Origin of the sequence: Acinetobacter sp. BWR-L5 (assembly GCF_039655985.1) — a bacterium.
GTDB classification, from domain to species: Bacteria; Pseudomonadota; Gammaproteobacteria; order Pseudomonadales; family Moraxellaceae; genus Acinetobacter; species Acinetobacter johnsonii.
This window is the reverse complement of record NZ_JAGFEV010000002.1, coordinates 200,500-214,730: the sequence shown is the minus strand read 5'-3', so window position 1 is coordinate 214,730 and position 14,231 is coordinate 200,500. Positions and strand designations below refer to the sequence as shown.

General features: G+C 43.7%; 11 protein-coding genes. 8 read left to right on the top strand and 3 right to left on the bottom strand.

Annotated elements, in window-relative coordinates:
* Window positions 1-110 precede the first annotated feature (110 nt).
* The 3 genes from JZ787_RS04475 to rplU form a co-directional block, all read right to left on the bottom strand.
* Window positions 111-2,210, bottom strand: a complete 2,100-nt coding sequence (locus JZ787_RS04475) for a YadA-like family protein (RefSeq protein ID WP_346311776.1) — start codon at window positions 2,208-2,210, stop codon at window positions 111-113.
* 182 nt (window positions 2,211-2,392) lie between these two features.
* A complete protein-coding gene (gene rpmA, locus JZ787_RS04470; protein WP_004695443.1) occupies window positions 2,393-2,647 on the bottom strand; it encodes a 50S ribosomal protein L27 in 255 nt (84 codons plus the stop codon).
* A 19-nt stretch (window positions 2,648-2,666) separates the two neighbouring features.
* On the bottom strand, window positions 2,667-2,978 hold the full coding sequence (rplU, locus tag JZ787_RS04465) for a 50S ribosomal protein L21 (RefSeq protein ID WP_004695441.1): 312 nt from the start codon (window positions 2,976-2,978) through the stop codon (window positions 2,667-2,669).
* Between the two features lie 466 nt (window positions 2,979-3,444).
* On the opposite strand from rplU, the gene sdsA reads away from it, so the two are divergent.
* The 8 genes from sdsA to JZ787_RS04425 all read left to right on the top strand — a co-directional run bounded on the left by sdsA (window position 3,445) and on the right by JZ787_RS04425 (window position 14,085).
* Window positions 3,445-4,422, top strand: a complete 978-nt coding sequence (gene sdsA, locus JZ787_RS04460) for an All-trans-nonaprenyl-diphosphate synthase (RefSeq protein WP_218289327.1) — start codon at window positions 3,445-3,447, stop codon at window positions 4,420-4,422.
* A gap of 33 nt (window positions 4,423-4,455) precedes the next feature.
* Entirely contained in the window at window positions 4,456-6,510 is a 2,055-nt protein-coding gene (locus tag JZ787_RS04455; RefSeq protein ID WP_346311775.1) for a site-specific recombinase, read from the top strand.
* Window positions 6,511-6,656: 146 nt separating this feature from the next.
* Window positions 6,657-7,268 (top strand): phosphatase PAP2 family protein, encoded by a 612-nt coding sequence (locus tag JZ787_RS04450; RefSeq protein ID WP_087012683.1) that lies wholly within the window; start codon window positions 6,657-6,659, stop codon window positions 7,266-7,268.
* A 25-nt stretch (window positions 7,269-7,293) separates the two neighbouring features.
* Window positions 7,294-8,538: an efflux RND transporter periplasmic adaptor subunit gene (locus JZ787_RS04445; RefSeq protein WP_168158188.1), complete on the top strand. Its 1,245-nt coding sequence runs from the start codon at window positions 7,294-7,296 to the stop codon at window positions 8,536-8,538.
* A 12-nt stretch (window positions 8,539-8,550) separates the two neighbouring features.
* Complete coding sequence (gene adeJ, locus JZ787_RS04440; protein WP_346311774.1) at window positions 8,551-11,727, top strand: multidrug efflux RND transporter permease subunit AdeJ; 3,177 nt, start codon at window positions 8,551-8,553, stop codon at window positions 11,725-11,727.
* Window positions 11,727-13,184, top strand: a complete 1,458-nt coding sequence (adeK, locus tag JZ787_RS04435; RefSeq protein ID WP_058870125.1) for a multidrug efflux RND transporter AdeIJK outer membrane channel subunit AdeK — start codon at window positions 11,727-11,729, stop codon at window positions 13,182-13,184. The genes adeJ and adeK overlap by 1 nt, the downstream gene beginning before the upstream one ends.
* A 103-nt stretch (window positions 13,185-13,287) precedes the next feature.
* A complete protein-coding gene (locus JZ787_RS04430) occupies window positions 13,288-13,644 on the top strand; it encodes a YbjQ family protein (RefSeq protein WP_094148967.1) in 357 nt (118 codons plus the stop codon).
* A gap of 3 nt (window positions 13,645-13,647) precedes the next feature.
* Window positions 13,648-14,085 (top strand): heavy metal-binding domain-containing protein, encoded by a 438-nt coding sequence (locus tag JZ787_RS04425; RefSeq protein WP_346311773.1) that lies wholly within the window; start codon window positions 13,648-13,650, stop codon window positions 14,083-14,085.
* Window positions 14,086-14,231: the final 146 nt, after the last annotated feature.

Below are 14,231 nucleotides of genomic sequence, written 5' to 3'. Positions count from 1 at the left end.
CTTAATGTTGTGAAATATCCATCATGATGAAGATGAGATGTGTCCTTTATACATAGAAAAGCCCCTAAATCAATAGAGGCTTTTCTAACTGAGGTTAAGAATTATCACTGTCATTTCCATTGCCAACCAATTGCTGCACCTGCACCGAAATCACCTTCACTATTGGTTGTCACAGCTACTTTGTATACATATTTGTTACTTTCAGTCACACCACTGAGACCAAAAGCATAACCTTGCTCACCTTCCCATGTACCCACACCGGCACTAAACATATTGTAGCCAGCATCTGTCGGTTGCGGTAAAGATGCTATCGCAATACTTGATGCAACTGCTGCATAGGTTCGATCTTCGAGTTTTCGCATGTCTCGGTTCAAGGCATTTACACGACTATCCGTATAAGCATTTGCTTGATTGAGGGTTTGTTGCCCAACTTGGTTCACATAAGTTTTTGCTTCATTCAGGATGTAGGTGTCAGCAGCATCCATCACTTCTTTAGAGATCCCATTGGTACCGTTTGTACCTTTAAGACTTGCTAACCATTGAGTAATGCTGCCCTCAAAACCATTACCAACTGCAACATCATAAGCACTAAAACCTGTTGCACCAGTCATCCCTGTGTTACCCATATCGCCTTTTAAGCTCGCGAGCCATTCGGTGATGGTTCCGTTAAAACCATTAACTTGCGCAACTTGATAAGCATTATATCCTGTCGCTCCCGTTTCACCTTGCACACCTTGTAAACCTTGGAGACCCTGTTCACCTTGTGCCCCAGTATCACCTTTCACACCCTGTAAACCTTGTTCACCTTGCGCTCCAGTATCGCCTTTCACACCTTGTAAACCTTGGAGACCCTGTTCACCTTGTGCTCCAGTATCACCTTTCACACCTTGGAGACCTTGTTCACCTTGCGCTCCATTTGCACCTGTTGCCCCAGTGTCACCTTTCACACCTTGTAAACCTTGGAGACCCTGTTCACCTTGCGCTCCAGTATCGCCTTTCACACCTTGTAAACCTTGGAGACCCTGTTCACCTTGTGCTCCAGTATCACCTTTCACACCTTGGAGACCTTGTTCACCTTGCGCGCCAGTATCACCTTTCACACCTTGTAAACCTTGAAGACCCTGTTCACCTTGCGCTCCATTTGCACCTGTTGCCCCAGTGTCACCTTTCACACCCTGTAAACCTTGTTCACCTTGCGCTCCAGTATCGCCTTTCACACCTTGTAAACCTTGGAGACCTTGTTCACCTTGTGCTCCAGTATCACCTTTCACACCTTGGAGACCTTGTTCACCTTGCGCTCCCGTTTCACCTTGCACACCTTGTAAACCTTGAAGACCCTGTTCACCTTGCGCTCCAGTTGCACCTGTTGCCCCAGTGTCACCTTTCACACCCTGTAAACCTTGTTCACCTTGCGCTCCCGTTTCACCTTGCACACCTTGGATACCTTGCTCACCCTGTAAGCCTTGGAGGCCTTGTTCACCTTGTGCTCCAGTATCGCCTTTCACACCTTGGAGACCTTGTTCACCTTGTGCCCCAGTATCACCTTTCACACCCTGTAAACCTTGTTCACCTTGTGCCCCAGTATCACCTTTCACACCCTGTAAACCTTGTTCACCTTGCGCTCCAGTATCGCCTTTCACACCTTGGAGGCCTTGTTCACCTTGTGCTCCAGTATCGCCTTTCACACCTTGGAGACCTTGTTCACCTTGTGCCCCAGTATCACCTTTCACACCTTGTAAACCTTGTTCACCTTGCGCTCCAGTATCGCCTTTCACACCTTGGAGGCCTTGTTCACCTTGCGCTCCAGTTGCACCTTGCAAACTCTCTAACCATGCCTCCTCAGTACCTATAAAACCATTGTTCACAGCTACCTGATAAGCACTATCACCATCTGCCCCAGCAGGACCAGTAGGCCCTTGAGGACCTGGAGTTCCTGGACAATACCAAGTAGCACCCCACCCATCACATCTTTCTTTATCATTATTGGTTGCCCAAACACTATTTGCAGTCATCATCAAGGCACTAAGTAACAATACTTTTGCAGTAAACTTTTCAATACGAACATATTGATTAGGTTCAAGTGTGTACTGCTGAATTACATTTTTGACTGCAACGCTGATATGACTTTGCTCTTGTTTTAACTTTTGACCAAGAACTTCTGCTACTTGGTTGCTTGGATTGCCCAAGACATTTGTATCTATTTTATTCATATCCGTCTGCCTTTCTTTTAATTTTGTTTCTTTATTACACACCTAATTTTTTGTGATGCACATCACTATTTATTGGTATTTGGTGCTTTATTTCAAAATATAAAAACACAAGAAAAATAAGCTAACAATATGAATAGACGAAAAAAAACCCACAAAATGTGGGTTTTTCTTACTATTAAAACTTACGCTTCAACAGTTACGTAGCGACGGCCAAACTGACCTTTCACTTCGAATTTTACTACGCCGTCAGCGGTTGCAAACAAAGTATGGTCACGGCCCATACCAACGTTTTGACCTGCGTGGAATTCTGTACCACGTTGACGAACGATGATGTTACCAGCAGTCACAGATTGACCACCGTAAATTTTAACACCAAGCATTTTAGGGTTCGAATCACGACCGTTCTTAGTCGAACCACCGGCTTTTTTAGTTGCCATGTCTCATTACTCCTCGTGATTAGCCTGAAATAGCTGTAATTTTCAACTCAGTGAACCATTGACGGTGACCTTGTTGTTTACGGTAGTGTTTACGACGACGCATTTTTACAATACGGATTTTGTCGTGACGACCATGGCTAACTACTTCAGCAGTTACAGTAGCGCCAGCAACAACTGGAGCACCAATTTGAATGCTGTCACCATTTACTAGCATTAATACGTCATCAAACGTAATAGTTGCGCCAGTTTCAGCTTTCAACAATTCAACTTTAAGGGTTTCACCCTCTACAACACGGTGCTGTTTACCACCGCTTTGGATTACTGCGTACATAATGTACTCCAAACATGCCCGTGTCGTCGTGCCGATAAAGGAAGATATCGATCTTAATACGAACGCCACTGGGGTTAATCAAGGGCAAGGATTTTAAGTGATATTGACTCAAACAACAAGAGATTTGCCGAACTTATTAGACTAAATTAACGATTATTTAATAATCGAGAAAAACTCAATCAACAAATTACAGTTCAACTCTTGCTTGACTTTGCTTACAATGAAATAGATTTTTAAAATCAATCCGCTATAGTATAGATGAATTGATTTTTAAAATGTAAATAAGCCTACAAATGCAGTACGCTTATACATTGGGGAAATAAGGAACTGTCTTCGTAAAATACAGTCTCGCACACTAGCGAGTCTTATTTATGATTGAAATGAATCATTTAGACATGTATTCCTATTTACACAATACTGGTAATGCTGATTTTTATCACTTTATATAGATGAGGCCGCTCTTCAAATGACCATCGATTTTAAGCAAGATATTCTCGCCCCTGTAGCTCAAGACTTTGCCACGATGGACACATTTATTAATGAAGGCATTACCTCTAAAGTGGCATTGGTCATGGCGGTGAGTAAACATGTGGTTGAAGCAGGTGGTAAACGCATGCGTCCCATTATGTGTTTATTGGCTGCCAAAGCCTGTGGTGCAGAAGACCTAGAACACCAACGTAAACTTGCTGCAATCATTGAAATGCTGCATACCGCAACCTTAGTCCATGATGATGTGGTCGATGAATCTGGCTTACGTCGTGGTCGCCCAACGGCCAACGCGACTTGGAACAATCAGACCGCAGTACTGGTGGGTGACTTTCTAATTTCACGTGCCTTTGATTTGTTGGTCGATCTTGGCGATATGACCTTACTCAAAGATTTTTCTACAGGTACTTGTGAAATTGCCGAAGGTGAAGTGCTACAACTTCAAGCACAGCACCAACCTGAAACCACAGAACAAACTTATTTAGATATTATTCACGGTAAAACGTCACGTTTATTTGAACTGGCAACTGAAGGGGCTGCCATTCTCTCTGGGACACCGCAGTACCGTGAACCGCTGCGTTTATTTGCAGGCCACTTTGGCAATGCCTTTCAAATCATTGATGATATTTTGGATTACACCTCAGATGCGGAAACATTAGGTAAAAATATTGGCGATGATTTAATGGAAGGCAAACCGACTTTGCCGTTAATCTCAGCATTGAAAAATACAACGGGTGAAGAACATGACATTGTTCGTCGAAGTATTGCGACAGGTGGAACGGCAGATCTTGATCAAGTCATTGCTATCGTAAACAGTTCTGGCGCACTCGATTACTGTCGACAACGGGCGCATGAAGAAACCGAAGCCGCACTTCAAGCCTTACAGGCTTTACCTGACAGCCAATATCGTCAAGCACTGGTCAATTTAACCCAACTGGCTTTACATCGAATTCAATAACAAATGATGCTTTAAAATGTTTTTAACTTGCCTATGCATATAAAATTTAATGATCTGTTTTCTCAAATGCAGCAACAGCTTGAGCAACCTCAAGCTGTTTTAAATGATCAACTTTTAATTGAGTTGGTGGAGCGTATTCGTCCAATAGATGCGTATCAAACCGATGAAATCCATCAAAAATTTCAAGCACTCATTCAAGCATTACTCATCACTCCCGATGCCGCATCAACCTTACAAAGCTTTGTACTGCGGCTTATTTCCCAATATAAACAAACCAGTCTTTATGCCGATACAGGTATCTTGTCTTTAGATGGGTTTTGGAACCAATTGTCACAGCGTTTAGGGGCACATTTTCTCCCGCTGATTAATGACGAAACTCAACTGCAAAATTTAGTCCGTCGCGTTTTTCCCAACCGAAGTGACAAATATTGGCTCGATAACATCCGAGACAGTGACTGGCTACAACTGCTGAACCTGCTCAATCACGGGCATGCCAATCAAAAAGAAAAAGTCAAAATTCGCAGTGAAGTGATTAAGGCCATTACGGTGCTGTCTTATCGGATTAGTGGTATTGGTTTATATCCAGAGTTTATTAATGCGCATCCTGAGCTGACCGAATACGAATCGCCTTTTTTAGTTCAGAACCGCGAAATTATTGAGTTCATTCAACAGTATAAAAAGGCACATCAAGAAGCTGAAACCTCGAGTGTGGTTGCCCCACCCGACGCCTCTCAAGCACTGGTCATGATTGAACAGTGTCGTGATGTAGTATTAAAAATTCGTCGTGCAACCAAACGCATTGGGGTCAGTGTCAGTTTAACTTATCTGATTTCTTTACTTGAGCAATGCTTAGACCGTGTCGAACTGTTGCTCAATTTAATTGTAGAAGAAGGCGAAGCACACTATGAAGCGGTGAGTCTGCTCTTGGTTGATATTACCGCTGCAATTTATAGTGAACGGAGTGTCCGCTCTTTACTGACGACCAATAGTGAATTGATTGCTTTACAGGTGACTGAAAATGCCAGTAAAACGGGCGAACACTATGTAAGTACAGACAAACAAGGCTTTTTAGCCATGTATAAGTCAGCAGCGGGCGCGGGTGTTATCATTGCAACCATGGCGACTCTGAAAATCTTGTCTGCACGGATGATCATGGCGCCACTCATGCAAGCCTTTGTTTACAGCATGAATTACTCATTGGGGTTTATGCTGATTCATGTGTTGCACTTTACCGTAGCAACCAAACAACCAGCAATGACAGCGGCGGCGCTCGCGGCAACTGTACAACAGCGCAAAGGTTCAAAAACAGCACAAATTGCTGAATTGGCGGCGCTGATTATTAATATTATTCGTACGCAATTTATTGCTATTTTAGGCAATATTTCAATTGCCATCCCTGTTGCCGCGTTTATTACTTGGGCATGGGCAACTGGTATGCACGAACCGCTACTCAACCATGCAAAAGCGGCGAAAGTCTTACATGACTTAAACCCTTTCACTTCTTTGGCCATTCCGCATGCCGCGATTGCGGGTGTCTGTTTGTTTTTATCGGGACTTTTGGCAGGTTATTTTGACAATATGGCGGTTTATCGCAAAGTCGGCCCTCGCTTAAAAGCACACCCTCGTCTCAAAACCATCATGGGACAAGAACGACTCGATAAATTTGCAGGCTATATAGAACGCAACTTAGGTGCGTTGGCGGGTAATTTTCTGTTCGGGATTATGTTAGGAAGTATGGGAACCATTGGTTATATTTTGGGTTTACCTCTAGATATTCGCCATATTGCCTTTGCTTCTGCAAACTTCATTCAAGGTCTGATGAATATTAATGGTAGTCCTGAGATTGGCTTGATTATTGTATCTTTCCTCGGGGTACTCGCTATTGGTCTGACGAATTTATTTGTTAGTTTTACCCTCACGATTATTGTGGCTTTACGTGCACGTCGGGTACGTTTTGAACAGTGGAAACCGTTAGCAAAATTGGTTTTAACCCATTTTCTAACGCGACCAAGTGACTTCTTTTGGCCACCGAAAGTACCTCTTGAAGTTGAGGAAAGTTCGAACAATACAAAACACCATACAAAATGATTTTGTACCGATTTTGAGCTCTTGTTACACTGTAAACAAAATTTTATACATGATTAATCAACACTTGAATTAAAGTGTACTGATGAGTACACTTTAACCCAGTAAATAACCGCGCTTAAATCGGTTGAAATGACACGAGTTCCAGCATGCCTTACTTGTTGCTTTTTATCGGTATTATTTTATTTATAATCAGTGCATTAGCTCTAAGCATTCAACCACTCACCGCTTTAGATCTGGCGATGGTCGAATATTTCAGCACATTAAGAACTGAGCCTATAGATAAACTTGCAATACTTTTATCAGCACTCGGTGGCATGCCGTTTGTATTATTTCTAACCACTCTATGGTGTTTCCATCGTGCATGGTATAAAAAGTATAGAGATGTTGTTTTTATTGGTTTAGGCGTTGTTGGAAGTATTGCTTCTGCTTGGCTACTTAAATTTCTAATTTCAAGACCACGCCCACCAGAAATGTTTCACCTAGTGACGAGCTATGGTGCTTCCTTTCCGAGTGCGCACAGTATGTATGCTGCCACTTTGGCGTGTCTTGCCATTTTCTTAAGTCGACCATTTCCTGCACATCGTTATGTTGTATGCATTGCTCTTTTATGGATGCTGATGATGGGAATTTCAAGAGTCTATCTTGGAGTACATTTTCCGTCCGACGTTCTCGCAGGTTGGAGCATTAGTATTATCTGGATTTCACTGCTTTACATCTTGTGTGGCAGATATACCCAATTAAATACAAATTATTTTTAGATAAGAATCTAATCGAGGTGGAACAATGATGTCGGCAAAGCTTTGGGCCCCAGCCCTTACCGCTTGCGCATTAGCAACGAGTATTGCACTTGTTGGTTGTAGCAAAGACCCAAAGGATGCGCAGCAAGCTGGCGCTTCTCAACAAATGCCACCTACTGAAGTCGGTGTCATTGTTGCACAACCGCAAAATGTAGAACAATCAGTAGAGTTATCTGGCAGAACCACGGCATTTGAAATCTCTGAAGTTCGCCCACAAACGAGTGGAATCATTCTAAAACGTTTGTTTGCGGAAGGCAGTTATGTACGTGAAGGCCAGGCACTTTATGAACTTGATTCTCGTACAAACCGCGCAACATTTGATAATGCCAAAGCAGCATTATTACAACAAGAAGCAAATTTAAGCACGCTCAGAACTAAACTAAATCGTTATCAACAACTGGTTTCAAGCAATGCTGTTGCGAAACAAGACTATGACGACTTAGTGGGTCAAGTAAATGTCGCTGAGGCACAAGTGGCAGCAGCACGTGCACAAGTTAAAAATGCTGAAGTGGACTTAGGTTATTCAACCATCCGCTCACCAATTTCAGGTCAAACCAACCGCTCTACAGTTACAGCTGGTGCTTTGGTGACTGCAAACCAAACAGAACCATTGGTGACGATTCAACGTTTAGACCCGATCTATGTTGATATCAACCAATCGAGTTCTGAACTTCTTCGTTTACGTCAACAATTGAGTAAAGGTAGCTTAGACAGCAGTAACAACACGCGTGTGAAGCTGAAACTAGAAGATGGCAGTGACTATCCAATCGAAGGCCGTTTAGCGTTCTCTGATGCCAGTGTCAACCCAGATACAGGAACTGTGACGATTCGTGCGGTGTTCCCGAACCCGAATCACTTGTTGCTTCCTGGTATGTTTGCCAATGCACAAATCGTTCAAGGCGTAATCCCGAATGCGATGTTAGTGCCGCAAATTGCAGTGACTCGCACACCAACAGGTCAAGCGATGGCAATGATTGTGAATGACAAAGGCATCGTAGAGCCTCGTCAAATCACCACAGTTGGTATTCAAGGCCAAGACTGGATTGTGACTGAAGGCCTTAAAACAGGTGAAAAAGTTATTGTTGACGGAATAGCTAAAGTTAAAGCTGAACAGAAAGTTGTTGCGAAGCCGTATCAACCTAAAGCAGCAGCACCTCAAGCTCCAACAACGGATGCTAAAAAGACAGAAGCTGGTGCAAAAACTGAACAAAAAGCTACTTCAAACGCATAAGGGGTAGACTGAATGGCTCAATTTTTTATTCATCGCCCCATTTTTGCGTGGGTGATTGCACTGGTCATTATGTTGGCGGGTATTCTCACGCTGACAAAAATGCCAGTTGCCCAATATCCGACGATTGCACCGCCCACGGTGACAATCTCTGCAACTTATCCGGGTGCTTCTGCACAGACTGTTGAGAACACAGTCACTCAGATCATTGAACAACAAATGAATGGTCTGGATGGTCTACGTTATATCTCTTCAAACAGTGCGGGTAATGGTCAAGCGTCTATTAACTTGAACTTCGAACAAGGCATCGATCCTGATATTGCTCAAGTTCAAGTACAAAACAAACTGCAATCGGCAACGGCGCTTTTACCTGAAGATGTGCAACGTCAAGGTGTAAAAGTCACCAAGTCTGGTGCGAGTTTTATGCAGGTTCTTGCATTTTACTCTCCAGATGGAAGCCTATCTGCGTCAGACATTAAAGACTATGTAAACTCAAACATCTCTGAACCGCTTAGCCGTGTTGCAGGTGTGGGTGAACTTCAAGTCTTTGGTGGTTCATACGCGATGCGTATTTGGCTAGACCCTGCCAAAATGACGAGCCTACAAGTGACACCAACTGATATTGCAGCTGCGATTAATGCGCAAAACTCGCAAGTGGCGGTAGGTCAGTTAGGCGGTGCACCATCTGTGCAAGGTCAAGTGCTGAACGCAACAGTGAATGCTCAAAGCATGTTGCAAACCCCTGAACAATTTAGAAATATTTTTCTAAAAAATACAGCTTCAGGTGCTCAAGTTCGCTTGGGTGATGTTGCGCGTGTTGAACTTGGTTCAGATAACTATCAATTTGACTCTAAATTTAATGGTAAAGCTGCGGGCGGTGTCGCAATTAAACTGGCAACAGGCGCTAATGCACTAGATACTGCTGCGGCTGTTGAAGAACGTTTAAATGAACTACGTAAAAACTATCCAGATGGTTTAAAAGATCAACTGGCTTATGACACCACACCATTTATTAAGCTGTCGATTGAAAGTGTTGTACACACATTAATTGAAGCTGTCGTGTTGGTGTTCATTGTCATGTTCTTATTCTTACAGAACTGGCGTGCCACGGTTATTCCAACATTGGCTGTTCCAGTGGTTGTATTGGGTACATTTGCTGTCATTAACATCTTCGGTTTCTCAATCAACACGCTCACTATGTTTGCGATGGTCTTGGCCATTGGTCTTCTGGTCGATGATGCGATTGTTGTGGTGGAAAACGTCGAACGTGTCATGCAAGAAGAACACCTCGACCCTGTGGCTGCGACCGAAAAATCAATGCAACAGATTTCTGGTGCCTTGGTCGGTATTACCAGTGTGTTAACCGCAGTATTCGTACCGATGGCATTCTTTGCAGGGACAACGGGTGTTATTTACCGTCAGTTCTCGATTACGCTAGTTACCGCAATGATTTTGTCACTGATCGTGGCATTAACCTTCACCCCTGCCCTGTGTGCAACCTTGTTAAAACAACATGATGCAAACAAGCCAGAAAGTAATAATATTTTTGCGCGATTCTTCCGTTGGTTTAACAGTAGCTTTGAAAAAGTTGCCGTGAAATACCAAGGTGGTGTCAACCGTATGACTCACCATAAAATATTCTCTGGTGTGGTTTATCTACTGGTGCTTGCAGGTTTATTCGGTCTGTATAAAGCCTTACCTTCTTCATTCTTACCAGATGAGGACCAAGGTGTCGTCATGACGTTAGTTCAGCTTCCACCAAGTGCAAGCCTTGAACGTACAGACAAAGTCGTGTCTAGCATGACGGATTACTTCCTGAATAAAGAAAAAGAGCATGTAGAGTCGATCTTTACAGTTTCTGGTTTCTCGTTCACAGGTGTCGGTCAAAACGCGGGTCTTGCCTTTATTAAACTGAAGGACTGGAGTGAGCGTACGACACCTGAGTCGCAAATTGGTGCCATCATTCAACGCGGCATGTCATTGAACATGATTAAAGATGCGTCTTACATCATGCCATTACAATTACCTGCAATGCCTGAGTTAGGTGTGTCGGCTGGTTTTGACATCCAGTTGAAAGATGCAAGTGGTCAAGGTCATGAGAAATTGATTGCTGCACGTAATGCTATTTTAGGTATGGCTGCACAAGACAAACGTCTTGCAGGCGTCCGTCCTAATGGTCAAGAAGATACACCTCAGTACCAAATCAACATTGATCAAGCGCAAGCGGGTGCAATGGGTGTCAGTATTGCGGATATCAATACAACCATGAGCATGGCTTGGGGCGGTACTTATATCAATGACTTCGTTGACCGTGGTCGTGTGAAAAAGGTATATGTCCAAGGTGAAGCGAATACACGTATGATGCCTGAAGACTTGAACAAGTGGTATGTGCGTAATAGCAGTGGCACGATGGTTCCTTTCTCAGCATTTGCAACAGGCGAATGGACTTATGGTTCACCACGTCTAGAGCGTTATAACGGTGTATCTTCTGTAAACATCCAAGGTACTCCAGCACCGGGCGTAAGTTCGGGTGATGCGATGCTCGCGATGGAAGAAATTATTGGCAAACTCCCATCTATGGGCTTACAAGGTTTCGACTATGAATGGACAGGTTTATCTTTAGAAGAACGTGATTCGGGCAATCAAACAGGTCCGCTGCTTGTTCTTTCAATGCTTATCGTCTTCTTATGTCTTGCTGCATTGTATGAAAGCTGGTCTATCCCTGTTTCAGTCTTGCTGGTTGTACCACTCGGTATTCTTGGTGCATTTGCATTGACATGGTTAGGTATGATCATTAAGGGCGATCCAAACTTATCGTTTAACATCTACTTCCAAGTTGCGATTGTTGCCGTGATTGGTCTTTCTGCGAAAAATGCGATCTTGATCGTAGAGTTTGCAAAAGAGTTGCAAGAACAAGGCGAAGACTTGTTTGATGCAACCCTTCATGCTGCAAAAATGCGTTTACGCCCAATTATCATGACCACCCTTGCATTCGGTTTTGGTGTCCTTCCGCTTGCCCTTTCAACAGGTGCTGGTGCAGGTAGCCAACACTCGGTAGGCTTTGGTGTCCTTGGTGGTGTAATTAGTTCTACACTGTTGGGTATTTTCTTCATTCCAGTATTCTTTGTTTGGATTCGTAGTATTTTCAAATACAAACCTAAGAAACAAAATAATCAGGAGCAAACATCGTGATGCAAAAAGTATGGTCTATTTCAGGTCGTAGCATTGCGGTATCTGCACTTGCGCTTGCTTTGACTGCATGTCAAAGCATGCGTGGTCCAGAACCCGTCGCTCAAGCGGATATCCCAACAGGATATATTGGTTCAACGACAGGTCCATCTGTTGCAGAACAAGGCTATAAAGACTTTTTTGCTGATCAGCGTTTAGTCCAAGTCATTGAGTTAGCGCTAGCCAATAACCGTGACCTCCGTACGGCGACTTTAAATATTCAACGTGCTCAGCAAGCGTATCAAATTAGCGAAAACAACCAACTGCCAACCATTGGTGCAAGTGGTAGTGTGCTTCGCCAAGATACACTCAGCTCGAATAAGCCAATCACAACGTATAATGTTGGCCTTGGCGTAACTGCGTATGAGTTAGACTTTTGGGGTCGTGTTCGTAGCTTAAAAGACAATGCTTTAGACAGCTATTTAGCGACTCAAAGTGCGCGTGATGCAACTCAAATTTCGTTGATTGGTCAGGTTGCGCAAGCATGGCTGAGCTATTCGTTTGCCAATGCCAATTTAAAACTGGCAGACCAAACCTTAAAAGCACAGCTTGAGTCGTACAATCTGAACAAAAAACGTTTTGATGTAGGTATCGACAGCGAAGTTCCTGTACGCCAAGCGCAAATTTCTGTTGAAACCGCACGTAATGACGTTGCGAACTACAAGACTCAACTTGCACAAGCACAGAACTTACTCAACCTGTTGGTGGGTCAGCCTGTTCCTGCAAACTTATTGTCTCCTCAACCTGTGAAACGCATTACCCAAAGTACGGCGTTGACAGCGGGCTTGCCAAGCGACTTGTTGAATAACCGTCCTGATGTCCGTGCTGCGGAATATCAATTGTCTGCTGCGGGTGCCAACATTGGTGCGGCAAAAGCACAGTTGTACCCAACCATCAGCTTAACAGGCACAGCGGGTTATGCATCGACAGATTTAAGCGATTTGTTTAAATCAGGTGCCTTTGTATGGTCACTTGGCCCAAGCTTGGATATTCCAATCTTTGACTGGGGCACACGTCGTGCCAATGTGAAAATTTCAGAAACTGACCAAAAAATTGCATTGTCAGATTATGAAAAAACCATTCAAACCGCTTTCCGCGAAGTGAATGATGCCTTGGCAGTACGTGAAAATATTGGTGACCGTCTAGCAGCGCAACGTCGTTTGGTAGATGCAACCAACACCACTTATAAGCTTTCAACTGCTCGCTTCCGTGCAGGTATTGATAACTACCTGACTGTACTCGATGCACAGCGTACATCGTACTCGGCGGAACAAGGGTTGTTATTGCTTGAACAAGCAAACTTAAACAATCAAGTTGAAGTGTATAAAACCCTCGGTGGCGGCGTTAAAGCCAACACGACGGATCAAGTGGTGAAACAGCCTTCTTCTTCAGATGTGAAATACAACAAAACAGCGAACTAAGGTTTGCAACATCAAAAGCTCACTTCGGTGGGCTTTTTTATTGCTTTTTGCTGGGCTTTTTCCTATCTTCAAAGATAATCAAATCATTTGAATATTGAACATTATGCTTTTAAGTAACCTTGAGTCTGTTCCTGGACATCGCATTTCTCAACAACTGGATGTGGTCTATGGCAGTACGGTTCGGAGTAAACATGTCGGGCGCGACTTTTTGGCAGGGTTAAAAAATATTGTTGGTGGTGAGCTCACTGCCTATACCGAACTTTTAGAAGAATCCCGCCAAGAAGCCATGAATCGTATGATTGCAAAAGCACAAGGCTTAGGGGCCAATGCCATTGTAGGTATTCGTTTTTCAACTTCTAACATTGCCCAAGGTGCCTCTGAGTTATTTGTTTATGGCACTGCGGTCCGTGTCACACCGTTAGACAACCATCTTCCCGACCCATTTCCAACACAGGCCTAAGCAATGGAAAGTTTAGTTTTCCAACTGCTGATCTTTGCGGTGCTCTTTAGCGTCGGTTTTGGCTTTGGTCGCTACAATGAACGTAAACATTTGGCGGAGCTTGAACAGAATGAGAAGCGTCTTGCTTACATTACTGTGGGTAATTTACGCAAAGTAAGCTTCGAGCAGTCTGGGCACATGATCAGCAGCAATGTTGTGATTTCTCATGACTACTTCAAATATGTACTGGCGACCGTGCAAAACTTTTTTGGGGGTAGACTCACCAGCTATGAAAGTGTTGTCGATCGCGCCCGTCGTGAAGCCATCGTCCGACTCAAACTTGAAGCAGAAAAGTACGGCGCAACGCATATTGCGTGTATGCGACTGGCGACCACAGAAATGGGCATGCAAGGCGGTATGGTTGAAGTCTTTGCTTATGGGACTGCCATTCAAAATCCTTAAACAGCGACTATTGACCAATCATCCATTCACTAAACTCAGACAGCATGAGCGTTCAAAATAGCTCATGCTCGCTCACCTTCTATCGTACATTCGGATGGTAGATTGCTCACTAGAGCATAATTCTCTACACTGAACACAATAAAAAT